Annotated in this window: 19 protein-coding genes; 11 read left to right on the top strand and 8 right to left on the bottom strand. The window is 61.6% G+C overall.

The annotated features are described in order from the left end of the window. The first annotated feature begins 37 nt into the window (after positions 1 to 37). The 3 genes from N5095_RS06660 to N5095_RS06670 are packed head-to-tail and all read left to right on the top strand — an operon-like array spanning position 38 to position 3,411. Positions 38 to 1,168, top strand: coding sequence for a DegT/DnrJ/EryC1/StrS family aminotransferase (locus N5095_RS06660; RefSeq protein WP_267621971.1), 1,131 nt, complete (start codon positions 38 to 40; stop codon positions 1,166 to 1,168). Further along, positions 1,161 to 2,297 carry a glycosyltransferase gene (locus N5095_RS06665; RefSeq protein WP_267621972.1) on the top strand — a complete coding sequence of 379 codons (1,137 nt, stop codon included), beginning with the start codon at positions 1,161 to 1,163 and terminating at the stop codon, positions 2,295 to 2,297. Before N5095_RS06660 ends, N5095_RS06665 begins: the two co-directional genes overlap by 8 nt. A 40-nt stretch (positions 2,298 to 2,337) precedes the next feature. Continuing rightward, positions 2,338 to 3,411: a glucose-1-phosphate thymidylyltransferase gene (locus N5095_RS06670; RefSeq protein WP_267621973.1), complete on the top strand. Its 1,074-nt coding sequence runs from the start codon at positions 2,338 to 2,340 to the stop codon at positions 3,409 to 3,411. 354 nt (positions 3,412 to 3,765) lie between these two features. Here N5095_RS06670 and N5095_RS06675 read toward each other — a convergent pair whose 3' ends face one another. Then, positions 3,766 to 4,746 (bottom strand): glycosyltransferase family 2 protein, encoded by a 981-nt coding sequence (locus N5095_RS06675; RefSeq protein ID WP_267621974.1) that lies wholly within the window; start codon positions 4,744 to 4,746, stop codon positions 3,766 to 3,768. 12 nt (positions 4,747 to 4,758) lie between these two features. Between N5095_RS06675 and N5095_RS06680 the strand changes: the two genes are divergently transcribed. Continuing rightward, the gene (locus tag N5095_RS06680; protein ID WP_267621975.1) at positions 4,759 to 5,643 is read left to right on the top strand and encodes a glycosyltransferase family 2 protein; all 885 of its coding nucleotides are present in this window, start codon (positions 4,759 to 4,761) and stop codon (positions 5,641 to 5,643) included. A 323-nt stretch (positions 5,644 to 5,966) separates the two neighbouring features. On the opposite strand, the gene N5095_RS06685 is transcribed toward N5095_RS06680, so the two are convergent. Continuing rightward, a complete protein-coding gene (locus N5095_RS06685) occupies positions 5,967 to 6,800 on the bottom strand; it encodes a DUF4330 family protein (RefSeq protein WP_267621976.1) in 834 nt (277 codons plus the stop codon). Positions 6,801 to 7,052: 252 nt separating this feature from the next. On the opposite strand from N5095_RS06685, the gene N5095_RS06690 reads away from it, so the two are divergent. After that, positions 7,053 to 8,303 (top strand): hypothetical protein, encoded by a 1,251-nt coding sequence (locus N5095_RS06690; protein ID WP_267621977.1) that lies wholly within the window; start codon positions 7,053 to 7,055, stop codon positions 8,301 to 8,303. A gap of 232 nt (positions 8,304 to 8,535) precedes the next feature. After that, on the top strand, positions 8,536 to 9,657 hold the full coding sequence (locus tag N5095_RS06695) for a glycosyltransferase (protein WP_267621978.1): 1,122 nt from the start codon (positions 8,536 to 8,538) through the stop codon (positions 9,655 to 9,657). Between the two features lie 38 nt (positions 9,658 to 9,695). On the opposite strand, the gene N5095_RS06700 is transcribed toward N5095_RS06695, so the two are convergent. Further along, positions 9,696 to 12,695: a LamG-like jellyroll fold domain-containing protein gene (locus N5095_RS06700; protein ID WP_267621979.1), complete on the bottom strand. Its 3,000-nt coding sequence runs from the start codon at positions 12,693 to 12,695 to the stop codon at positions 9,696 to 9,698. 100 nt (positions 12,696 to 12,795) lie between these two features. Further along, positions 12,796 to 14,283: a sugar transferase gene (locus N5095_RS06705; RefSeq protein WP_267621980.1), complete on the bottom strand. Its 1,488-nt coding sequence runs from the start codon at positions 14,281 to 14,283 to the stop codon at positions 12,796 to 12,798. A 299-nt stretch (positions 14,284 to 14,582) separates the two neighbouring features. On the opposite strand from N5095_RS06705, the gene wecB reads away from it, so the two are divergent. Next, positions 14,583 to 15,752: a non-hydrolyzing UDP-N-acetylglucosamine 2-epimerase gene (gene wecB, locus N5095_RS06710; RefSeq protein ID WP_267621981.1), complete on the top strand. Its 1,170-nt coding sequence runs from the start codon at positions 14,583 to 14,585 to the stop codon at positions 15,750 to 15,752. Positions 15,753 to 15,921: 169 nt separating this feature from the next. Here wecB and N5095_RS06715 read toward each other — a convergent pair whose 3' ends face one another. Both N5095_RS06715 and N5095_RS06720 read right to left on the bottom strand, forming a co-directional pair. Then, the gene (locus N5095_RS06715; protein WP_267621982.1) at positions 15,922 to 16,851 is read right to left on the bottom strand and encodes an NAD-dependent epimerase/dehydratase family protein; all 930 of its coding nucleotides are present in this window, start codon (positions 16,849 to 16,851) and stop codon (positions 15,922 to 15,924) included. 84 nt (positions 16,852 to 16,935) lie between these two features. Then, positions 16,936 to 17,541, bottom strand: a complete 606-nt coding sequence (locus N5095_RS06720) for a metal-dependent hydrolase (protein WP_267621983.1) — start codon at positions 17,539 to 17,541, stop codon at positions 16,936 to 16,938. Between the two features lie 173 nt (positions 17,542 to 17,714). Between N5095_RS06720 and N5095_RS06725 the strand changes: the two genes are divergently transcribed. Continuing rightward, positions 17,715 to 19,310: a hypothetical protein gene (locus N5095_RS06725; RefSeq protein WP_267621984.1), complete on the top strand. Its 1,596-nt coding sequence runs from the start codon at positions 17,715 to 17,717 to the stop codon at positions 19,308 to 19,310. A gap of 55 nt (positions 19,311 to 19,365) precedes the next feature. Here N5095_RS06725 and N5095_RS06730 read toward each other — a convergent pair whose 3' ends face one another. Next, positions 19,366 to 20,184: a polysaccharide deacetylase family protein gene (locus N5095_RS06730; protein ID WP_267621985.1), complete on the bottom strand. Its 819-nt coding sequence runs from the start codon at positions 20,182 to 20,184 to the stop codon at positions 19,366 to 19,368. A gap of 59 nt (positions 20,185 to 20,243) precedes the next feature. Here N5095_RS06730 and N5095_RS06735 point away from each other — a divergent pair, with 59 nt between their 5' ends. Both N5095_RS06735 and N5095_RS06740 read left to right on the top strand, forming a co-directional pair. Next, positions 20,244 to 21,254: a Gfo/Idh/MocA family protein gene (locus tag N5095_RS06735; protein WP_267621986.1), complete on the top strand. Its 1,011-nt coding sequence runs from the start codon at positions 20,244 to 20,246 to the stop codon at positions 21,252 to 21,254. Beyond that, positions 21,251 to 22,219, top strand: coding sequence for an NAD-dependent epimerase/dehydratase family protein (locus tag N5095_RS06740; protein ID WP_267621987.1), 969 nt, complete (start codon positions 21,251 to 21,253; stop codon positions 22,217 to 22,219). Before N5095_RS06735 ends, N5095_RS06740 begins: the two co-directional genes overlap by 4 nt. Here N5095_RS06740 and N5095_RS06745 read toward each other — a convergent pair. Beyond that, positions 22,211 to 23,341: a glycosyltransferase family 4 protein gene (locus N5095_RS06745; protein ID WP_267621988.1), complete on the bottom strand. Its 1,131-nt coding sequence runs from the start codon at positions 23,339 to 23,341 to the stop codon at positions 22,211 to 22,213. The two genes, N5095_RS06740 and N5095_RS06745, sit on opposite strands and share 9 nt — an antisense overlap. A 293-nt stretch (positions 23,342 to 23,634) precedes the next feature. On the opposite strand from N5095_RS06745, the gene N5095_RS06750 reads away from it, so the two are divergent. Next, positions 23,635 to 25,062, top strand: a complete 1,428-nt coding sequence (locus tag N5095_RS06750) for a flippase (protein WP_267621989.1) — start codon at positions 23,635 to 23,637, stop codon at positions 25,060 to 25,062. The last annotated feature ends 20 nt before the right edge of the window (positions 25,063 to 25,082 follow it).

Consider the following 25,082-nt stretch of genomic DNA (forward strand, 5'->3'; position numbering starts at 1 on the left):
TCGCAAGCATTAAACACATTCATTCGATTGACGAAATATGACTGACGAAGTTCCTCTATACAAACCCGAGAACGTGATTGGTGAGGAGGTTCTCGATGGCATCCGCGAGGTCCTCGCCTCGGGATGGCTGACCCTCGGCCCGAAAACGCGGGCGTTCGAGGAGTCCTTCGCCGAGGCCCATGCGAGCGACCATGGCATCGCGATGAACTCCTGTACGTCGTCTCTGTACGCGACGCTGCGGGCGCTCGGAGTTGGAGAGGGCGATAGCGTCGTTGTCCCGGCGATGACGTTCTCCGCGACGGCGAACACTGTCCGACTGCTAGGGGGAGAGGTCGTCCTTGCCGACGTGGACGCACACGGGAACATGGACCCTGAGAGCCTCCGACGGCTGCTTGATACACACGATGTCTCCGCCGTCGTCCCAGTTCATCTCTACGGACTTCCTGCGGATATGCACGAAATCGTTGACCTCGCGCGCGCTCACGATGCAGCTGTGGTTGAGGACTGTGCACATGCCCCGGGTGCGACGCTTGACGGACAACCTGTGGGCTCGTTCGGTGACGCGGGCTGCTACAGCTTCTACGCGACGAAGAACATGACGACTGGTGAGGGGGGGATGGTAGTGACGAGTGATGCGGAGCTCGCAGAGCGCGTCAGAAAGCTGCGGAACCACCACCAGACCAAATCCCCCGACGAGAAGAAACATAACTGGGGCTACGATGTCGACGGCCTCGGGTTTAACTTCCGAATGAGTGAGTTCGAAGCGGTCTTCGGCCTGAGCCAGCTCGATCGCCTCCCCGAGATGAACGAGAGCCGTCGACGAGTAGCGAATCGGTACGTCGAGCGAATCGAGTCGATTCCGGGGCTCGAGTGGGTCGGCGGTAACCCGGAGAAAGAACACGTGTTCCACCTGTTCGTCGTCCGCATCGGTGACGACTACCCGCTGAGCCGGCAGGAACTGTACGACCACCTCGACGACGCGGGAATCATCACCGGTGTACACTATCCGCCGATTTCGGACCTCTCGTACTACGAGGGCGTGCCCGGTGAACACAGGACGGCGGACGTCCTGTTCGAGGAGATACTCTCGCTTCCGATGTACCCCGGAATGACTGACACCGAGCAGGAACAAGTGATGGAAGCGTTGGAGGCCCCGACAGATGGGTGAAACGGTCGGTCATTTCAGAACGTCGTTTCTCCCGCTGACGCAGACGTTCATTTACCAGTATCTAACCCATCACGAGCGGTACGAACCCTTCGTCTGTGCCCTGTCCAGCGAAAATCGCGATGTGTTCGACTTCGAGCCACGAGAGGTGTTTTTAGACCTTCCCCGATGGAGTCCTCGGTTTTGGGTGTACGGTAGCCTGGCGAAACTCGGAATCAGAGGCATCGAAAACACGTACTACCAGAGAATTCTCGACCGACGCGACCCCGACATCGTACACGCGCACTTTGGACCGATGGGTGTGAAATTGGTACCACACCGTACTAACGACCGGCAGCTCGTCACCTCCTTCTACGGATACGACGCGTCACAACTGGTCGACAGTAATCCGGAGTACCGAACGAAGTACGAAGAACTGTTCGACCATGGAGACCTGTTCCTCGTCGAGGGCCCCGCGATGAGGGAGAAAGTGGTCGCACTCGGCTGTCCAAAGTCGAAACTGGCGATTCAACGCATCGCCATTGACACGACGCGAATCGAGCCACGGTTTCCCCAAGACGACGGCCCGATGCAGGTGCTGATGGTCGGGAGGTTCGTAGAAAAGAAGGGAATGCCGGACGGAATCAAAGCCTTCGCTTCAGTCTTCGAGGGTAAGGCGGCCGAACTGCGAATCGTCGGAGGGGAAGCCGACGAGTACACACGTGAAGACCTCGGGCGGGTAGCGGCTGACTGTAATGTGGAGAATCAAGTCACCTTCACCGGGTTTCTAGAGTATGACCAATATCTCCGAGAGGTCCGCACGTGTGATGTCCTGTTGGCGCCAAGCAAGCGTGCCGAATCAGGCGACTCGGAAGGAGGGGCGCCGACGGTTCTCCTCGAAGCACAGGCGTCGGGAAAACCGGTCGTGGCGACCACCCATGCTGACATCCCGTACGTTATCGAGGACGGAAAGACGGGGGTATTGGCCGCACCGGGAGACATCTCTGGGTTGGCAGCCGCGCTCGAACGGTGCGTCAACGACAGAGAGCGGATGGCCCGGATGGGGCAGGTCGGCGTCGAGCGAATGGAACAGCGTCACGACGTACGAGTTCTCGCGGAGCAATTAGAGGAGAGGTACGACGGGATTCGGTAACCCCTTGAGGTTGAACGAGACACCGTTGTGTGAGTGAACGATGAAAGGCGTGATCCTCTCGGGTGGGAAGGGAACAAGACTCCGTCCGATAACGCACACTGGTCCGAAACAACTGGTCCCCGTGGCGAACAAACCGGTGATACAGTATGCTATCGAGGACCTCGCTGAGGCGGGAATCACCGAAATCGGAATCGTCCTCGGAAATAAAGGCGCGGCGCGTATCCAGGAGTTCCTCGGCGACGGGAGCGCGTTCGATGTCGATATCACGTACATCTTTCAGGGGGAACCGCTCGGTCTGTCTCATGCGGTGGGGTGCGCACGCGACTTCGTCGGTGAAGATGATTTCGTCGTCTACCTCGGGGATAACATCCTGAAACAGGGCGTCGTCGAACTCGTCGAAAGCTTTCGACAAGGGGACTTTGTCGCAGGAATCGCACTTCAGGAGGTCGACCACCCGGAACGGTTCGGCGTCGCGGATCTAAATGAAGACGGGAGTGTCGAACGGTTGATTGAGAAGCCGGATTCTCCACCGAGTAATCTAGCCCTCATTGGAGTGTATGTGTTTTCCTCAGAAGTGTTCGATGTGATAGACGAACTGGAACCCTCCTGGCGCGGCGAGTTAGAGATTACTGACGCTATCCAGCAGCTACTGGAGGAACACGGACGGGTTGACTCCCACGTGGTTCACGGCTGGTGGAAAGACACTGGAAAGCCCACCGACATTCTCGACGCGAACCGGCTCGTACTCGACGAACAGATTGGCATTGTGAGTGGTGAAATCGAAGACGGTGCGGAGGTCACTGGTCAGGTGGACCTGCAAGAGGGAGCGGTGGTCGAGGCCGGGGCAGTCGTCCGCGGTCCGGTCTCTATCGGAGCGGACACCCACATCAAGTCTGGAACTTACATCGGTCCTTACACCTCCATCGGCCGAGACTCTGTAGTGGCAGGTGCACAAATCGAGAATAGCGTCATTGTAGGGGAGTCCACGATCACCGCCTCCGAACGAATCGTTGATAGTCTCTTGGGCCGAGGAACAACAGTAGAGAGCGCAGATGAGTTGCTGCCTACCGGGCGCCGGTTCGTCGTCGGTGAGAACTCGAACCTGAAGCTTTAGATATGAAAATATTCACACAAACGTGTTCGGACTGTGGGACGATCGTAGCAGCGAACATCCTCGACCGAGAACGGGTACTGAAGTGCCCACGACTGGGATGTTCAAACGTCTTCTCGTTCGACGACTTCCCGGAGGATCAAAGACAGCACGTCCAGCAGGATTAGGACCGACTTCGGCTCGAATTCTCGGTTCGGGCTTCCCGCGTTACGTCGGCTCCGGACGGCAGTGGGGCGCGTAGCTATCCGCGAAAAGAGACACGTACAAGACGGGCTCTTTGCTCCCAGCGAACACTCTGTTTTCACCGGCTTCGGTGGACAGCGGGTCCGAGGCTCTCTTCCGGTAGGCCACCGACCGTCAGTCAGTTCTCTCTTCAACTCTGCCCACGAAACTGGCTATCTTCAGGACGCACTCTATCATGTAGAACGTCGCCATCTTTTGAGGGGTCTGATGACTATTCACACGTTCGACGAATTGGGCTGGATTCGGCGGCAGGAAGTTGAACAGGTGGTACCAGGGACGACCACCCAGCGTATCTCGGTGGTTCCGATAACGCTGTTCAGCCCCCCGACCGAGCCGGCGAGCCTTTTTCAGGTGCTGGCCGAACGTGGCTCGCGCTGGGTGATAGTACGTGACGTCCCCGGCGAATCGTTGGCTGTACCCCGCCCGAAAGACGCGCTGTCCGAACTCGAAGTCCCCGCCCGACTCCAGATCTTCTGCGAACAAGCCAACATCGTCGAACACTGAATGGCGGACGGTCAGACAGCAAGTCGGCGAGAAGTGTAATTCGGAGACGTAGTGACGGACGGGAAATCCTGTCGCGAGGCTGTACTCGCTCCAAACTGAATCCTGCCCGTCGGGGACGTACAGTTCGACGTCACCGGCGACGTAGCTGTAGTCAGTTGCTTGAAACACCGCGTCAAGATCCCTCAGCCAGGACGCATCGACGGTCATGTCCGAGTCAACGAACGCTACCAACTCACCCGTACTCCTCCTAACCCCGGTGTTACGGGCCGCGTATGAACTTTGAATGTCCGTCTCTTCAAGTGCGACGACATGAGCGTACTCGGCGGCAAAGCTTTCGACCACGGCTTTCGTGTCGTCCGTTGAGCCGTTATCGACGACGAGTATCTCGTGGCGATCACGAGGGTAACGAACCTCAAGGAGAGATTCCAATGTGTCTCGGATTCCGGTGCCGTCGTTGTATACCGGGACGATGACCGAGAACCGCTTCATCTGTAAGGGGAAGGTCTCGGATCGCTCGGTCTCTGGTGTCGATGTGAGTACTGCAGTGAGTGCATCTTCAGGTTTATTGCTCATCCCCGACTTGAACTCCATACTTATTAGAATATGGTGAAGATCAGCGTAGTCATCCCCACGCACAATCGAGAGGACGTCGTCGGTCACGCAATCGATAGCGCGTTGAATCAGACGATGACGGATATCGAAGTTGTCGTGGTGGACGACGCTTCGACCGACGATACGCGAGCAGTGGTCGAAGCGTACGACGACGACCGACTCACATACGTCAGACACGATGTCAATCGAGGTGGAAGTGCTGCGAGGAACTCGGGAATCGAACGCTCCACCGGCGAGTACGTCGCATTTCTCGACTCGGATGATGAGTGGCGTGCTGACAAGCTCAGCAGGCAGATCGGCCGTCTGGAGACCCGTTCCGAGGAGTGGCGTGCTGCGTACTGCGGCTTCCGGAGCGAGCGCCAGAGCGCTGTCGTCTCCCTGGTGGACAATCTTCTCGAACGAGAAACGGGAATCGAGGGGGACACCGAGCTGCTCTACGCCATTCTCCTGCTCCGGTTCTCGCACGGGGGGTCCTCGACACTCGTTGTCGAGCGGAGTCTCGTCGACGAACTGGAAGGGTTCGACCCGACGTTCTCACGCCATCAGGACTGGGAGTTCCTCGTTCGGTTGCTTCAGCGGAGCCGGTTGGCATACGTCGATGCTCCGCTCGTGACAAAACACGACACGGGAGTTCCGGATTTCGAAACCTGTCTCGAGGCCCGGAAACGGTACTTACGGAAGTTCTCGGATATCGTCGTCGACCTCTCGTTGGCTGGATATCCGGTTATCGAGCGCCATCGCTTCTCGCTGGCGAAGGTCGCGTTTGCAAACGGCCGGCATCGGGAGGGAATCGCGCTCCTCCGGGGGTCGGCAGCACCGCACGTCCGCGACTACTTCGGACTCGGCCTCGCGGTCTACAACGGCTTGAACGGCTGACCAGGTCGACGATGCACCGCGAGGGTACTGCCGCCGTACCTATCGTCTTCCGGGCTGACGGCAAGTATGGGGAGATGACAGTCGCTCGAACGGTGACTGCCCTGAGACCGAGCGGTGTCTTGCTCCCTGTCTGAAGAGACGTCCCTCGAACGTCGCTCTGGAGACGGTTCCAGGGACAGAGAGGTTGGTAGAAGATATGATATCCGTATCTCACCGGGCGGTCAGTTCGTAGATGTAGTCGCCTCGGCTCGTGACGACGGTGGCGCTCTCGGCTTCGATGGCAGTATACGTGCGACAGTACCGTCGCTCGCGAAGTCCATCGTTCATTCCCAGTCGAATCGCGCCTGCGAGAGACAAAGAGACGTCTCGAAATCCGAACGCGACCGCCCGTGTTCTATGTTCCTTCGAGGCTCGGTTGTCCCGACACGACGGACCTGTCCAGTGAACTCATACTCGTCGGTTCGGAACAGGACGCTCGCATTCCTGCGGATCACGCGACCCCCAAAGTGTGCGGTGCCGTTGTCCAGCCACGTCGATAGCGAAAGTCCAACGAGGATGTGACTGTGTCCGGTGTCGTTGGTAGCGGACGTGGTGATCGACTCGACAGTGGCCACCGTTCGGCCCCCGAGTATGTATTTGTCGCCTGCTTGGATGCTCTCAGCGGTTCCAGTCGAAACACGGTCCGCGACGAGAACTTTCGTGGTCGTGGGCTGACTCGGGTCGTCGACTCCCCGAATTTCCCCAGAGACTTGGTAAGCAATCGTCTGGATATCGAGGCTCCGCCCGACTCGAGGCGGCGCACCGGCGTAATCGAGTACCCCGCCGGATTCCGGCCCGCTGAGATTCACATCGAGGATTACTCGTACCGCCTCGTCTTGTGGCGTGACGTAAATCTCAGAGATGGTGAGTTCACTGTTCTCGGCGGGCGAGTACGAGTCCCCAACTTCGATCTCTTCTACGAGGTAGCTCGGCTGCGTTCCGAGGTCGAGTGTGGCGCTCGTAGCGACGAGGTCCGGCTCTGTCGGTTCCGGTTCCGGTTCGGGCTGTAGGAGGAAGGCGAGGCTCGCGACGACCAGTGCGACCGCGAGGATGACGACGGCCGCGTCGACGACGTTTACCAGTCCGAAGAGATTGCCCCGCTCGTCGATGGGACTCATCGGGGGTCACCTGGCGGTTGCATTTGGATAGACAAATTCGAGTCGCGGCAAAACGATTCTGGGTTCGTGACCCGAGGGGATGTGGCTGTACTGGCTCGAGTCGGGAACTCGTTTCGGGCTGTTGACCCGACTGATCCGGTACGACGGCGACTGCGGGTCACGGTCGTGTAGAACGTGCCTCTTCGGTACGCTTACGTCTGCCGAATTCTGTAGACCCACTACTGCTTAGTACCTGGATTGGTCTTACTTCCCATGGCACTGTATGCGTTTGCAGTTTCTCTGCTGTCACTGCTGTTCGTCCTCACCAAGGTAGCGGACCGCACCTATCGCGTCCTCGCTCCGGTAGCTTTCGCCGTTCACACCCTCGTCGCGGTCGTCGTCTTGCCGCTCCTCCCCTACCGCTGGGATACCGCGACCTTCGACCGAGAGGCCCGTGCGATATTGAACGGAGGCCTACCGTCGTTCTCATCGACGGTTGATTCGTTCGCCGCGTTCCACGCGCTAGTCTACGCGTTTCTGGGGGCCGATCCGATCGTTCTCTCCCTGGTCAACGGCCTCCTGGCGGTCCTGACCCCGCTCCCACTCTACCGGGTCTTGAAATCACTCTACCCCTCGCTGTCGGTACCACGTCTCTACACGTTGGCCGTCCTCTTTCTCCCATTGCCGCTTCTGTTCACCACCCTCCCGATGCGGGACGCGCTCTCCATCCTCGTTTTCGTGACGGCGCTGGCTCTTCTGTGCATGGTTCCGGACAACCGAGACTGGCGTCCACTGGTCGTCGCCTCCCCGCTCCTTGCCCTTCTCTCTCTCCTCCGACCGGAGCTCGCCGCGGTACTGGCTCTCGGAGCTTCGGCCGGAGCCTCCCTGTGGGTTTTGGACGCCGTCTCCGAGAAACCGGTCTCCCTTCGGCTCGTTGCCGCATCCGCTACGACCTTCGGCTTCGTCGGTTTTCTCGCTCTCACCCGGCTGGTTCCGCTCTCTGCCCTCAACCGCCGAATTGCGTTCCGCGCCTCTGGCGGCGCCGCCTATCTCGAGGGACTACAATACGAATCCTGGTTCGATGTCCTCCTATTAGCACCAATTCGCGGCCTGTACTTTCAGTTCGCCCCCTTCCCACTCCACGTGAACTCGGCGTTCGACCTCTTGGCGCTCGGTTCGCTGCCGCTGCTCGTCTTCTTCTTCACTGGTGCCCTCCGTTCGCTCTACAGGACCGAGAGTGACAGAGTAATCGGCACCGGTCTAATCGTCGTCTACGTTGGCGGTGTAATCGGGTACGGATTGATCGACTCGAATTTCGGAACGAGCGTGAGGCATCGTATCCCCTTCGTCTTGCTCCTGATTACCTTCGCTGCACCTACGTTATTCGGACTCGAACAATCACTCGAAGACTGGCTTCGTGTACGGCCAGAAGAGCGCCGTGAAGGCGACGAACAGGACGGCGAACGAGAGGAACTTGATAGCGTCGTTCATGTCGGTGAGCAGTATCCGAACCATTCCGATTAGGACGGCTACGAGTAGCGCCCCGCCGAGGATACGGGGGTTCGTTGCTAGACGATACGTGTAACTCTGTGCCCCGTACTGGCGCAAGCGTTCGACAGCTTGGTAGACGCTCGCCTCGCGTATCCTCTCCTTCGGCTTCACAATCCATTGTACGGGACATCGGTTATGTACCTTCGGACACCCGTCGTCGGAATCACAAAATAGATACCACTGCTGACTCAGCGTACAGTAGTCGATGTCCGCTGAGTATTGCGTTCTTCACGTCGTCACTCGCTCAACGTGGGGGGGTGCCCAGAAAGTCGTTCACCTCCTCGCCACCAGGGGGCACGCGAACGCGTCTGTGGCCTGCGGGGGCGGGGGCAGGCTCATCAGCGAACTCCGGACCAGCCGGATACCGGTTTTTCGACTGCCTGCGTTCAGGAGTTCGCCAGCGCCGCTGAGCGATACGAGGACGCTCCTGCGGCTCCTCGAAATTCTCCGGGAGCATTCGTTCGACCTGGTCCACTGTCACAGCACGAAGGCCGGCCTGGTCGGTCGACTCGCGTCGCTCTTCTCCGGTGTTCCGACCGTCTTCACGGTCCACGGGTGGGGGTTCTACAACACGTCGTACGGGTCGCTTCGACCGCTGCTTGTACACGGTGAACGAGCGTTGGCACGCGGTACGACTGCTCTCGTCTGCGTCTCGGAAAACGACAGACGGGAGGGGTGTGAACGGGGTATCCTACAGAACGCCCGCACCGAGGTGATTCACAACGGTGTTCCCCCGTATACCCCGGCTCCGAACAGTTCACCTCTCTGGAACGAACTCGACATCGACGACGACGTACCCGTCATCGGCGCGGTTCTGCGTCTCGCTCCGCAGAAAGACCCACTGGCCATTCTCCGGGTAGCGAAACGGCTCCGGGGCCGGGGGCACCCCGTCTCGACGGTGCTGATAGGGGATGGACCGCTCGCTGAAGACTGCAAGCGGTTCGTTCGGAACAACGGAATGGAGGACGTCCACCTGCTCGGCTTCCGTCAGGACGCCCTCCCGCTCCTCGCGGACCTCGACGCGTTCCTCCTTCCGTCCCGCTTCGAGGGGTTCCCGCTGACGGTCCTCGAGACGATGCACCTTGGCGTCCCGATCGTCGCGTACGATGTCGGCGGGGTCTCCGAAGCGCTCTCCGACCGAGAGACCGGACGAGTAGTTCTCCCCGGCGACGAGGCGGCGTTCACCGATGCCGTTGAGGAACTCGTCGTAAATAAGACCCGTCGTCGGGAGATGGGCGACGCCGCTCGACGACGGGCGCGAAATCGGTTTACCGCGGAGCGCATGGTCGCAGACTACGACCGATTGTACGATTCGATTCTCTCCTGATGGCACCGAACGCCCGGCCGTCGGTGTCCGACACGGGTTCAGTCGTCGACGGCGGACTCGCGGTAGAGCGAAACGATACGTTCGTCCGGTAGCGCCTCCCCGAATAGACGGAGCTCGTCCATCGACCCGTCGTAGCGGCTGAAGTCCCCGTAACTGGTCGCTTCGCGACCGATTCGAACCCGGCTCGCGTCGCCGAAGTCGACCGCCGATACCGGGATCGACCCACGGCCGATTTGCCGTCCATCTAGGAACCAGGTCACTGCCCCACGTTCGAAGACCACCGCGACGTGGTGGAAACGGTTCGTCGGATACGAGAGGTCGAGGGACGGTGACCGAGCCCCCGCTGACCGGTCTCCGTCACCGACGAACAGTCCCAATCTGTCGTCCACCCAGCCGGAGAGACCGTGGTCGAAGAGGAATCCGCTCGTCGAGTCGGCGCCACCGTCTTTCCCGACCGAGAGAATGGCTCCGCTCGACTGCGTTCGTGGCTCGATCCAAGAACTCACGGTGAATGCACTGAAACTTCCCGACTCGGTACCGGCGATAGCCTGTGACCCCTCTTCGGAGTCGAACGACAGCGCCGACTCACGGACGCCCGAAGTCCACGAAGCGTCCTCGACGGCTGCGTGGTTGCCTCCCACTCGGTCGTAGGCAGTACTCCCCTCGCCGGCGTCGAACGACCAGTAGGAGATACCGTCCCCCTCGAAGAAGCTTCGGCGGGTACCGGATCTGATCTCCGAGTCGGATACGTCCACCGTCCGTCCACCGACCGTGTACTCCCCAGGATACGCAACCCGAACGGCGTACACCCCGTGTCGACTGCTCACCCGGCGGTCGTATTCGAAACCTCGGTCCGGAAGGTCGACGCTTGCCATCGTCCGTACGGAACTGCCGTCGCTGGCCGGACCCGTGAGGAGCACTCCCGGGACCAGTTCGTATGCGAGCTTCGATTCGGTGACTCCCACCGCACGGTAGTGTCCCACCCCCGAAACCGAGGGGTCGCCGTTCGCGAATGACTGTAGCTGAGAGTAGAGCGGACCACCCTCCTCGGGGTTCTCCCGGTCAACGACGACGAATCCGGTCCGGTCTTCCAGCTTCCGGTACCACCGTTCGCCGTCGGTGGCGCCGACGAACCCGCTGTAGTTGCTCCGTGCGTACGCGTACGACCGCGACTCACCGTTCACAAAGTAGTTGTAGAACCGATTGCTCCCCCACTCGCTCAGCACGTAGCTCTCCGGATACTCCAACCCGTGCTCGTCGGCGTACTCCCGCATCGCCATCGCGAGCTCGTACGCCTCCTCGCCGTGTGTCAACTGGCTCGTCTTGATGGGGGTCTGGACGAGACTCAGACTCCCGACCATCGCCCCGAGACCGAGGGTCGTCATCGCCTCCCGCCGCTCGGGCATCGCAAGCTCCGTCCGCTCGCCGCCGTCGGCCCTGCGACCGCGGTTGGAGCCGCCTTGAACCACATCGGGCACGGCGGCCACGTCGAGCTTCGAAGCCAGGTGGACGAACCCGACCCCGGCGAAGACCGCAACGAACACCGACAGCTCACCCGCGAAGCGGAGCTGGACGACCGACAGGACGAGCAGGAACCACCCGTACACCGCCATCGCGGCCCACTCGGGGGCGTGGTCGGTCCACGCCCGCCACGTAGCCCACAGAAGGTACGGCAGGCCGAGGACGAACACCAGTCCGAACAGGAACAGCGGGCCGATGAGCGTGCCTAGTTCCTGCCCGAACATCGACCCGGCCTCCACCGCGCCCGCGGTCCCGAACAACTCGTCGACGCCCGAGTCGAACGCGAAGCCGGAGGAGGGAACGACGAGGAAGTAGGCACCGACCAGTCCGAGGACGGCCACCCCTTCGATTCCCACCGCGCTACGGTAGCCGAGTCCGCGCCGTGAGGCCACCTCGCCGGCGGCGACACAGATGACAGCCCCTCCGAACAGCACCGCCGATACTGACGCCAGCGTCGTCGACTGCCAGCCGAGTCCCAGATGGGTGAGGAAGGTGAGCACCGCCCCGAGGCCGGCTCCGGCGGCGACCGGCCACAGCGTCTCGAGCGGTGACTCGTCTGCTCGGACGGCCGACACGGACGCGAGCGCCACCGCCCCACCGACCGGAAGCACGAGTAATGCGCCCGCGTCCCACGCGAGCAGTTGTGCCGAGATACCCACGCCGAGTGCGACCGTCGCGAGGAGTCCGACTCGGCGCCCCTTCGAACCCCCGACCTCGCGAGTCAACGCGTAGACGAGCGCCACGACCGTCAGCGCCAGCCAGACGTAGTCGAATGCGTGGTGGTCGGCGAAGCCCAGACTCGTCCGGTAGGCGTGCACTGGCGTAATCGCCAGCATCGCGACTGACGCCAGCCCGATACGTCGGTCCCCGGTCAGGCGGGTCGCGAGCAGGTAGACGAGGACGCCGGTGACGACCGCCGCGAGGAGGGGGTACAGCGCGAGGACGAGGCCGACTGCGCCGGTACTCCCGCCCAGCAGCATCGATACCGCAGCGAGCGTCGCCACGAGGAGGGGTTCGCCCACACGCGCCGTCTCGGGGATGAACCCCCCGTCGACGCCGCGGAGCGTCTTTTCGACGAGGTAGCGGTAGTAGTAGGGGTCGTTCGCGGTGAGCACGACGTCGCCGCCGCGGAACACCGCCGGGAGCGAGAACGAGCGAAAGAGGACGAGCAGGAGGAGCGTCCCGGCGAGGGCCGCCGCGGCGCGACGGTCGACGCTCGGGAGCGACAGGTTGGGCGAGCGGAACGCGCCGACGGTCGAGGCACCGGTCTCGGACGTGTCGCCGGACTCACTGTCGAGCGCTCGCCGCACGGCCACGCGATCGGTGAAGCGGTACCCCTCGCCGGCGCTCTCGACGAACTCCCTAGAGACGAGTTCGCCGAACGCGCCGGAGTCGAGGGCGGTGTCGTCGAACGTCCACGGGCCGTCGGCGTCGCGTTCGACGAGCGCTCGGAGGGCGGGTTCCAGGTCGGGGCGGTCCGCGAGGAGCTCCGCGGCCGCCGTCCGCTCGTCGGTCATGGAACCCCGTTGCCGGCACGTGCATAAAACGGTTTCACGTCTCATCTGCTGGACAGTACGTCTAATAATGGGACCCGAGCGGGACGTCTCCGAGCGCCCCTCAGCGCCCCGACCGGACCGTCTCCACAACGTCCTCGCCGACCTTCCACAACTGCCGGACCACGAGTTTCACGTCGTAGGTGAACGACTGCTGACGGACGTAGAGGATGTCGTGCTCGAGTTTCGCCGCCGGGTCGTGACCGGTCACACCGTTGACCTGTGCGAGGCCGGTCAACCCCGGTTTGACGAACCACCGACGCTGCCACGTCTCGACCGTTTCGCCGATCTCCCCGTCGAGCTCCGGGCGTTCGGGACGGGGGCCGACGACGCTCATGTCGCCCACCAAAATCGACCAGAGCTGGGGAATCTCGTCGAGGTGGGTCTTTCGGATGAACCGGCCGACCCGCGTGACGCGGGGGTCGACGTCGCCCTCGTCCTCGGCGCTGATGACCGCACCCGAGTCCGACTCGGCGTCGGTCACCATGCTCCGGAACTTCGCGACGGTGAACGTCTCGCCGAACTCCGAGGTGCGCCGTTGCTGGTAGAACACGGGCCCCTCGCTGTCGAGTTTCACCGCCAGCGCGGTGAGGACGATGACCGGCGAGAGCACCGCCAGCCCGACTCCCGCGAACGCCACGTCGAACAGCCGTTTGAGCAGCCGGTCCTGTGCGTCCCACGGCTCCAGGTCGACGTCGACGACCTCCTCGCCGGCCGCCGCGTCGGCGACGAGTACGCTCTCGGCGTTCCGGCGGTGAATCTTCGTCCGGACGCCGTTCGCTTCGCAGGTTGCGAGCGCGCCGAAGAACGCCTCCCGGTCGGGTTCTGCGAACGCGAACAGCGCGGTGTCGACGTCGTGCTCGACCAGCAGCGACTCGAGTTGGGTCACGTCGCCGAGACACTCGAGCGCCTCGGCGTCGGCCGCCGCCACCTGCGACAGTCGCCCGCCGTCGGGTAGCGAGACGTTCGGTCTCCGGTCCCCGCCGTCGGTCGCTGCGAGGTACTGACGGTCGCCGTTGACGTAGGCCGTGACGGGTGGGACAACGTAGCCGACGACGTCCTGCTCCGTTGCCTCCAGCACGCGGTCGATTTCGGTCGGGTCGTCACCCACGATAATCGCCCGGTCGCCGCTCCTGACGGGCCGTCGGCGGATGACGACGAACCACGCCGGGAGGACGACCAACAGGACCGTCGTCAACAGCGCGAGCGTGATGCGCGGCAGGCGGTACGTGTAGTCGTAGTACCCCACCGCGGCGAGCACGGCGCTGGCGACGAACACCCGCTGGACCGTCAGTCCGACCGTCTCGAGGATACGTCGGGAGTTCGGCTTGTACAGCGGCGCGAGCGCGAGCATGACGACCGGGAGGGTCGTCATCAGCGCGATGTCGAGGGCGGTACCCGACAGCGACTCGGCCGGGAACTGTCCCACGACGGGAACCAGGGTCGTCACGACGCGCTGGACGCCCGTGTGGTTGGCAGCAAGGAGGGCGAGGTCGGTCAGCCCGACCGTGCCGAGAATCGCGAGGAGGCGGTGTCGCTGCCGGGGACTCATCGGCTGGTGATGGCTCGCTGATGGATAAATGTCTTTCTCTACACTGTCGGCGAGCTTAGTTGTTCGACGGTGAGGCGGAACTTCTGTCGGTGCACACACGACGGATTCGCCCCCCTACGCTCCGCGGCCCCTACGCGCCACACCTACCACTCGCCCAGGGTTCTTCGGTCGGTCTTGGCTCCCGCCGGTCGGTCTTGATTTCCGCCGGTCGGCCCTGATTCTCGTCCTTTCGCGGGTCGGTCCAGCCGCGGGAACGGAACGCGAAAGAGCAAAGAGGTGATGGACTGTCGGTCGGTCGTATGTCGGTCAACGATGACGTGGCGGGAGAAGCGAAACGGGTGTCGGCCATGCTCGTCGTCGGAACCCGGCCGGAGATCGTCAAGGCCGCCCCGGTCGTCCGCGCCGCCGAGGCGAACGAGCGGGTCGACCTCACGCTGGTCCACACGAACCAGCACTACGACGCCGAGCTGAGCGACGTGTTCTTCGAGACGCTGGAGTTGGACCCGCCGAGCGTCGACCTGGAGGTCGGGAGCGGCAGCCACGGCGAGCAAACCGCAGACGCGCTCGTCGGCGTCGAACGCCTCCTCCAAGAACGCGACCCCGACGTCGTCCTCGCGGTGGGTGATACGAACACCGTGCTCTCGACGGCACTCGCGGCGAGCAAGCTCCCCGTCGCGTTCGGACACGTCGAGGCGGGCATCAGGAGCGGCGACCTGTCGATGCCCGAGGAGGTGAACCGCATTCTCGCCGACCACGTCGGCGACCTCCTGTTCGCGCCGACCGAGGAGGCGGCCACGAACCTGACTCATGAGGGAATCGACCGGAACGTCCGCATGACGGGCAACACCGTCGTCGACGCCTGTCGGACCCACGCCCGAATCGCGGAGTCGCGCTCCGACGTCCTCGACCGATTCGGTCTGGAACCGGAGGGGTACGCGGTCGCGACGGTTCACCGACCGCGGAACACCGACGACCCCGACCGGCTCGCCTCGACCTTGGAAGCGCTCGACGATGCCCCGCTCCCGGTCGTGTTCCCCGTTCATCCGCGCACCCGGTCGGCCATCGACGCCCTTGACTTCGAGTCGACGGGTGCGCTCCGCACGGTCGAGCCGCTCGACTACCTCGACTTCCTCGCGCTCCTCTCGGAGGCCCAGCTGGTGGTCACCGACTCCGGTGGGGTACAGGAGGAGGCGTCGATACTCGAACGACCCTGTCTGACCGTCCGACCGAACACGGAGCGGCCGGAGACGGTCGACGCCGGCGTGAACGAGCTGGTCGAACCGGCCGACCTCGCGGCACGGATACGGACGCTCCACGGCGACGAAGCGGTCCGGACGGCGATGACCGGTCACCCTGACCTCTACGGCGACGGCCGGGCGGGCGAACGTATCGTGGACACCCTCGTCGAGCGATTCGAACCCGAAGGGGGACCGGCGGACCGTGAGCCCGGTGTCGACTCACAGTCGTAGACGACTGACACTGCGTCGGCGACGGTCGGTCCGACCGTTTTCAGGATTCGGTGAGGGGCAACCCGTCTCCTCGAAGTCGTCGAGGTCGAAGTACACGTCCGGCGGCGAGCCTCGTCGACCGTCTACAGATAAACAAGGCGAGTGCCTCGGGGCTTGACCCCGAGGCAGTTCACGCTCGCGTACTCTCGACCAGTCGGCTGATTCCTTCCTCCAGCTCGACCGTCGCCTCGAAGTCCAGCGTCTCCTTTGCCCTCGAAACGTCCGCCCGGCTGTGGCGGATGTCGCCGACTCGTGGGTCGACGTGGGTTATCTCGGCGTCGCTCCCGGTCGCCCCGACGATGGCGTCGGCGATGTCGAGAATCGTGGTTTGCTCCCCGGTAGCGACGTTGAATGGCTCACCGACGGCGTCGGTCGTCGCCGCGAGCAGGTTCGCCCGAACCACGTCCTCGACGAAGACGAAGTCGCGAGTCTGTTCTCCGTCGCCCTCTATCGTGATGGGGCCACCCTCCCGGGCTTGCTGCAGGAAGACGCTGATGACGGCCGCGTAGTCGCTCCCGCCCTGTCGCGGCCCGTACACGTTGAAGTATCGGAGCGGAACCGTCTCTAGCCCGTACAGGTCGTGGTACACCTGCGCGTAGTGGTCGAGCGTCAGTTTCTGCACGCCGTAGGGTGACGAGGGGGTCTTCGGGTCGTCCTCGTGGACCGGGACCGACTCGGGGTCGCCGTAGATGGCCGCCGACGACGCGAGCACGATGCGGGCGTCCTCGTCCCGGGCCCGTTCGAGCAGCGAGAGGGTGGCGTCGACGTTTACCGCGTTCGAGCGCGTCGGGTCCTCGACGGTGTCCGAGACGGCGACGACCGCGCCCTGATGGTAGATGACGTCGACATCTTCCGTCGCCCGGTCGAGCGCGTCCTCGTCGCGGAGGTCACCCTCGACGAGTTCGGCGTCGTCGTGGACGTTCGCCCGGTCACCGGAGGCGAGACTGTCGAGGACGACCACGTCGTTGTCGGGAACGAGCGCGTCGACGAGGTGGCTCCCGATGAAGCCGGCGCCGCCGGTGACGAGCACCCGCTTTCCGACAGGACCTATCGAGTTCATTGACAGTCCAATTCTCGGAGCAGGCGGAAAAAGGTGGGTGCTCGCCGTCGGCAGCGGTTCGAACGCCCGCCCGGCGACCGACAACTACTCGGGAATGAAGCGTGTCCGGACCCACCGGAGGAGAGCAGTCCCCGGCGTCCCGTCGGCTATCCAGAGGAGGGCCGCGGGAACAGCTAACACCAATATGCGAACGACGAACAGGGGAGTGAGTTCAAGTTCTGCGAAGTGTGCGAGGAACCCGCCGTCTCCGTAATCGATGGCTGGAACAAGCGGCCAAAGCAGGAAGCCCAGTTCGTACAGCGACCCACCGAGGAGCGGATTCAACGCGTCACCAATCAGATGGCTGTAGTATCCCGTCCCAAACGCGGTCGCATACGACAATCGACTGCTGCGGTGCGCTACGTAGAGGACGGTGACGACGATAATCGTCGTCGTAATCGCCGAGTGTGTGAGCGACCGTCCGTTCGGGATGACGCCGAACGTCCACGCGAGCGGCTTGTCGACAAGGTCTGGGAACTGTGTCCCGAACGCCAGGAGAAGAGCAGTAGTGTCCGTCGGAGGTGGATTCCCAGACAACCGGCGCCAAAGCGAATATACGACATATCCGAACACAAGGTGCCCCCAAGGCCACATTGATTGCGGGTTGGCGGTCAAGCCGTTTAACCCTTCATTCACGACGATACGTCTCATCCCCACTCGCGACGAGATGGCCATCCGACACGTCCTTTTCTCCCACAACAGTAACCACTTCACCGTGGTGTGAAAATATCTAGATTACTGCGTTTGAGAGACTAATACAGTCGAAATCGTTATCTGGGTGGTCACTCAGAAAGCAATCGCTGTGCGGTCTCGCTGGCACCACTATGACGGAAAATCACAACTATCGGACACCGACCCAAGGCGAAGAGGACTGGCACGTTCCACTAAACGAGAACTTCAGGAAAATCGACACAGGTGTCGAGATTCGTGGAGCAGAGTCCACACTCCAGGAGTACGAGCCCAAGACCGGTGCGAAGTACCTCGCAACAGATACCGAACGCGAGTTTATCGGCGACGGATCCGATTGGCAGCAGATTCGGTCTTCGGGTCGGTCACCGACGTTCGACTCCATCAGCGTCGGACCGAACGCGAAACAGGCTCTCGTCGGCGCCGTCGAGGATCAAATCGTCGCCGCCGGCCCAGGGCTGAGTGAGGCTGTTCAGTACTACGACCCAACAGATGACTTCGGTCGAGCGGTCAATAACGCGTGGGCTGCACTCGATAGTGGGGGGTGGATACTTCTCCCCGCAGGCACATACTCCGGGTCGACGACCATCGAACCGAAGAACTCGGGCGTCCATATCCTGGGTCAGGGAGGGAACGCGCGTCAGAACACACAGTTCAACTCACACATCGGAACGGAGTACCACTACCAGGGCAGCGGCGCTGGTTTCTCGATTGCCAACATCTCGACGGGATACGCCCACATCGTCGTGGAGAATCTCGTGCTCAGAAACGACGGGTCGGGCACGTACGGCGTCGACCTCGGTCACACAGGCGATCATGGCGGCGACATTGCCAAGGTCGAGTTCTCACGGTTCATCAACGTCTCTGCGAACGACTGGAACCGCGACGGATGGTACATCGAGGGATCGTTCTTCAATAGCCAACTCGAATGGATCGGCGGGTTCGACAACGGAAAACGGGGGCTCGTCACCGCCGGTCCACCGTCGTATCTCGAAATCAGTGGCAACTTCGCGGGGAACCAGAGCTGGGGAGTCGAGTTCGGTGCCGGCGGCGAGTTCGACGCGTTCATCAGGAGCGACAATAACGGCCGCGCGGACACCGGCGATGGTGGCGTTTACGTCGGGTCCTGTCGAGGACACTTCGTCCTCTCGGCCGAGCGCAACCGTGGCAAAGGAATCCATCTCACTTCCGACGCTGCCGGGGAGTACATGGTCGGATGCCTCCGGAACGACCGTCGTTTGGCCGGCGACGCAGAGCTTCGTATCGACAGCGCCGATGGGGCGTTCATCAACGGGTCGATCGAAGTCGACGACAAGTCGACCGATGCGATTCGGTCACGCGACAAGGGCTGCGTATCGTTCGGCGGTCTCCGTGTGTACAACGCCCAGAGCCGGGACCCCACGTACGACATCGGCAACGGTGTCGACTGGACATTCTCCGGTGAGCGCCCACGCGGTCTCAGCCACAATGAGGCCCAGAACGCTGCCTGTGATGGCCAGGGGCGCATCACCGTTCGCCTCGACACCGCGTACAGTCGCCCCCCTGCCGTCGACGTCAACGTGACCGACGTCCCAGGCAAGCCATCCGGTGCGACGCTCGGTCACCCGAGGATCTCGTACGAACGAGACGATGACAGTCACATCGACCGTGTCGTAATCCAGTTCGAGTGGTCGAACGGAAGCACCCCAGACTCGGGCGATGTGGTCGCCGACGTGTCCTGTCAGACGAGTTAACTCTCGCACCCGGCGGGAGCGGACAACGACCGTTCCCGTTATTCGGTATTGCGACTCACAGGTGATCGTGAATCGTGTGACAGCAACGGGTCTCGATATCTCGGTCGGCAAGCCATTGACAGAGACCTTCGAACACTTCGAACCCGTCGGCTGCGTACATGTAGATCGGATGGGCCTGAATCGTGGCAACTCCCCCTAGCTCAACGATACTTTCGGTCTGCTCGCACACCTTCGAGAGCCACTCATCGGGATCGTACATCCGGTCATCGAACCAGTCTCCATTCACGAGGTCGTCACTACGGGTGGACACTCGAAGGTATCCGTCGTCACGAAGGGTGTTTACAGGAAGTTCAACGAGTCCTGCGTTTCGAACGGGGCCGATATCCGTAGGTGGCGTCACTCGATCCGAGATTACCTCAACGGATGTTCGATTCAACGCTTTTCGTGTTGCACAGTTCGAGTCGTACGCGTGGGTCCGCCAACTTAGAACCTGAGTGCCAGTCGTGGACTCGAGCACGTCGAGCGTTCGATCGATATCGTGCCGTTGATATCGAGCAGGCCCGTACTCGGTCCCGAACATGAGTCTGAAGGGTCGGTGTACCCAGCGGGGCATGAACGAACTGTAAGTGTGGCCGCCGATTTCAACCCCTGGCGTCGCGGCGAGGTCGGCGACGCGCTGTGGTCGGCGCACACAGACTCTTCCCTCAACGAACAGCGTCAGTTCGATATCGTATCCTCGTGCAATCTCCGCAAGTCGCTCCGAGAGGCTGATCTCGGACTCGGGCACGGCCGCAACGTCGTCGCGACGAACGTCGTCCTCGTGGACGTCACCCGTCAGACAGACGACCCCGTCCTGTTCGCGTTCTGTCGACATTAGCTACTGGATGGATGTCGCCGCCAAAGTATTAATACTGAGTCATGAATCCTTTACGCATGACCGAACCGTTACGGGTAGGCATTGTCGGCACGGGCGATATCGCTGAGTCCGTCCACCTCCCTGCATACGACGCCAATCCCGCGACTCGAGTGGTCGGGCTCGCCGAGATTGACCCCGACCGCCGGCGTCGTGTCGCGGAACAGTATGACGTTCGGGGCCAGTACGAGAATCACGGGTCGCTGTTCGAGGAGGCGAACCTCGATGTGGTGAGTATCTGTTCCCCTCCGTTCACCCATGAGGAGATCTTCACCGATGCTGCGGAACGTGGCATCCACATTCTCTGTGAGAAACCGGTTTCGACTTCGCTTGCCAGCGCCCGCCGAATGCAGGCTGCCGCGGAAAGCGCGGGTATCGTCACACAGATGGGACACGCGTTGCGGTATATGGGAAACTATCGACGTTCGAGACAGATGCTCCAAAACGGGCTACTAGGTGATGTCTCTCAGGCGACGACGGTGTATCACTCTTCACCGCCGCCAGCCGGGTGGTACTACGATGCCGATCTGTCGGGCGGTGGAGTCGTCGTCGACAAGTTCCCGCACGTACTCGATTTCTACATCGGACTGTTCGGTAAGGGCTCGGTCTCGGTCGAGTCGGCGGAACTGCGTTACGCACGGACCAACGCTGTCGAGGACATCGCCGAAGTGACACTCGACGTCGGTGGCACCGATGTCGACATCTCTGCTGGGTGGACGCATCAACGATGGAACGTTCGGACGACTGTCGTCGGAGTGGAAGGTATGTTAGAGTTCAACGACGAGACCCTCGAAGGAACCGTCCAGGGCGAGTGGGTGTATTTCAAGCGCGGACAGCGGCCGCTGATTCAGCTGGGTCCGTTATTCCAGACCTGGCTACGGCCGTCTGAAACCCCCCACACCGACCGAATCGATGACTTCGTCGCACACGTTCGTCGCGGCGACTATGAAACGCTGTCCCCGATAGAGCGGGGCGTCGAAGTGACCAGGATCATCGACGACATTTATCAGACGGGGGGGGTTTCACGATGAAGTGTTTCGTTACTGGAGGTACGGGGTTCATCGGAGTGAACCTGCTCGAAACGCTGGCAGCGGATCCGTCATACGAGCCGGTCGTGCTCGTCCGTCAGTCCTCGAACACCGACCACCTCCCCCAATCGATCGAAACTGTCACCGGTGACCTCTCTTCGCCTGATTTCCTTGACGAAGTGATGGCCGACGTCGATGTGGTCGTTCACCTCGCAGCGATATACGGAGGGTATACGGGGACGCTGCGGGACCAGTTGGGAGTCGACTGGGAGCGCATCAAGCACATCAACGTCGATGGAACTTCAGCGCTGGTCGACGCGGCCGACAGGCATGGTGTCGACCGATTCGTCTTCTTCAGCACGATCCTCGCGCACCCGGAGTTCGGGCGCAACTTGCACGAAGACTATCAGCGTTCAAAGCTCAAAGCAGAACGACTGTTCACCGAGACGAATCACGAGTTCGAGTATTCGATTCTGTACCCGACGTTCGTCATCGGACCGCGGGATTACCGCCTCAACCGATTCTCTCACTTCCAGCGTGTCGCCACGAACGTCGTGTTCGCCCCGCCGCTGTACGCACCCGGTGCGTACAACGTCGTCCACGTCCAAGACGTCGTAGACTCGGTCGTCTACTGTCTGGACCCGGAAGTGAACCTCGACGACCGATACGTTCTCTCGGGAGAGAATGTTAGCACAGGAAAACTCTACCGACATATCGGGCAGTTGACTGACAATCGGGGTCTCGTCGTCCCGATGCCGTTCGCCGTCAGTAAACACGTGCTCCCACCGGTCGTGAACTTCCTTCACGAGAAGGACCTGTTCCCGGCACCGGGAGACCAGTTCCAAACGCCGACCGACGGCGGCACGGTTCCGAAGCGACAGACTTTCCGGGCGCCAGTCGAACAACGCTCGACCCTCGAAACGCTCGCCGATGCGATCGAATGGTATGAATCCGTGGGATTACTCTGATCGGACCGGCTGACAGGTGACGCGTCTGTCAGAGACGAGCCCTTGGAATAGCGATTCCAACTGTGTGGCGTGGCGCTCCTTCGAGAAATCTGCCGCCGCGTCCACCGCGTTCCGTCCCATCTCGGTCAGCGTGCTCACGTCGTCCAGCAAGTCATATAGAGTCTGTCCCAAGGCGTCTGCGTCGCCTGGTGGGACGAGCCGTGCACAGCCGTGACCTGCCACGAGCTCTCGCTGGCCGCCGAAATCGGTCGTCACGACCGGGACCCCCTGACACATCGCCTCCATGACCGTCAGAGGACAGTTCTCCTCGATGATGGACGGGAGAACGAACACGTCCGCATCGCGATATCGCCCCCGAACTGCCTCGTGGTCAAGATGGCCGGTGAATGTCACGTGCTCCTCAATACTGTGTTGCGATACCAGCGAGCGGAGCACGCTCAATTCCTCTCCCGTTCCAACGATTTCTAACGTCGGGGCGGTGCCGGTACCCATCCGCAAAACGAGGTCCGCAAACGCCGCGACCAGTACATGAACTCCCTTCTTCCTGTCCAATCGACCGATGTACAGAACTCGCCCGCTACCGAACGATGGTGGCTCCGACGCCACTTCCCAGAATACTGGGTTCCGAATGACGCTCACGTTGTCGACGCCGACTTCTGTCTCGAGTTGATGCCGAGCGATAGATGAGGGGGCGACGAACGCGTCGACGTACCGCTCGATTAGCGGTCGATGGAGTAGCTTCCGCAGCAGCGATGGAAGCACGAAGGCCGGTGGTAGGTTCGGGTATCGGCGGAAACTGAGTCCGTTGAGCTCGTGGACAGTCAGAACGACTGGCACCCCTCTTCGGTGGAGGGGTCGCAGGAACGAGGGGGAGATGTTGTAAATGACGCTGTGACAGAACACGAGGTCAGGGTCGAACTGGTCGACCGCATCCATGATACGTCGCTGGTACCGGAAACTGTACAGGCTCCGGACGTACCCGGCTACCACGCTGTTTGTCTCTTTGCCCCCGACCACCGCAACTTCGTGACCGCGTTCACGGAGCAGGTCCTTCACGCGGTGGACGTACACTTCGACGCCCCCCACCTGCTCGAAGTAATCGTTGACGATGAGGATTCGCATAGTCGGCTCGATAGGACGACTGTGTCCTGTGAATATATAACTACGTCCGGATCTCAACACATCGGTCGAGGGGTCATACGACGACTCTCTCGCTGCGACCGAATCTACGTTGACGCCAGCGCGGCCGAGGCTTCGACGTTCGGACCGCGACGGGTCTTCGACTCGAGGCAGTCAAGACGCCGGAGGGGCCTCACGTCCCTCCATCGCTAACTGCTATCGTGACGCTAGGTCTCCAACGGGTGGGGTCCCCCCATCGATTTATCTGCTCACGTACAGTAAGCGGGTACGCCGTCATGAACCTCGCCCGAGCCAGTCTGAAAATCGTTGTAGCTAATGGCATCAGCGCCATTGCAGTCTTCGTTGGACTGGCCGTTTTGGCTCGACATCTGTCGCCCGCTCAGATGGGTGCTTTCTTCCTCTTTCAGACGCTCGTCGGCGTGTTCTCGCTTCTCGCTGATGTGGGGATTCGAGGAGCAGTAGAGAAGCGCCTTAGTGAAGGGAGGGACTCCGGAACCGTCCTCACAACCGCCCTGCTCCTCAAGACCGCCGTAACCGGAATCGTTCTCATCGGCATCTACGCTTTTCGTGACACTTTGAACGCGTACATGGGTGCCGAACTCGCCCTCTGGGTCGCCCTCGGCGTCGTTCTCAACGAGGCCTCGGAACTCGTAATCCACGTGTTGCGTGGAGAGTTGCGGGTCGGTGACACGGCTCCGATTGAGGCGGCCAGACACCTCGTCTGGTTCGGTGTCGCTGTTCCCCTCGCTATCGTCGGATTCGGGACCTTGGGCGTCGTATTCGGGTTTTTAGGGGGGTTCGTTGTCGCTGTGAGTTGGGGGGTAGTTAGTTGGACAACGACGTTTGGACGCCCCTCAATCGCGCAGGCTCGGTCGCTGCTTCAATACTCTCGATACAACTTCGTCTCCGCCGCCGGTGGGTACATTTACAACTGGATGGACGTCGCTGTGCTGGGGCTGTTCGTCTCGAACTCCCTGATTGGTGCCTACGAGTACGCGTGGCAGATCACGCTCGTTGCGTCTCTCGTCGCGAGGTCGGTCGCCACGACAGCGTTCCCCCAGCTCAGTAAATGGAACGAGAGTGACCAACGGTCCTCGGTTGAGTCGACTCTGACATCGGCGATGAGTGTCGGTCTGTTCGTTTCGGTGCCTGCGTTCTTTGGTGTGGTCGTTCTTGCAGATCCAATGCTTAGATATCTGTTCGGTGCCGACTATGCGGTCGCTGCCCTCGTTCTCGTCATTCTGATGGGGGAGAAAGTGCTCCTGTCGGTGAAGGAGATTCTCGACCGGGCACTTCTCGCCGTGGACAAACCTGACCTCGTTGCGCGGGCGGTTATCATCACGGTCGTGCTGAACCTCGTCCTGAACGTCGCACTCGTCGCACAGTACGGTATCGTCGGAGCAGCGATTGCGACTGCGGTGGCGTTCGGAGTTGAGACGTTCTTGGCTGGCCGATACGTTTCCAGGTTCGTTACCGTTCGTGTCCCGTACCGGCACCTGTTCTGGTACTCCCTCGGGTCGCTCGTGATGGTTCTCGGTCTCGTCGGTTACCAGTGGCTCGTCGGCGTGAACGGACTCGTCGACCTCCTTCTCGCCATTCTGATTGGTTTCGTCCTGTACGCCGGGACGACCATCGCATTCCCGGAGGTAAGAGAGCAAGTCGTCCTTACTGGCTTGCGCACCCTGTCTAGTGGTAACGAGTGATACGACAATGCACCGCAACT

Source organism: Halobium salinum (assembly GCF_026586625.1).
Lineage (GTDB): Archaea > Halobacteriota > Halobacteria > Halobacteriales > Haloferacaceae > Halobium > Halobium salinum.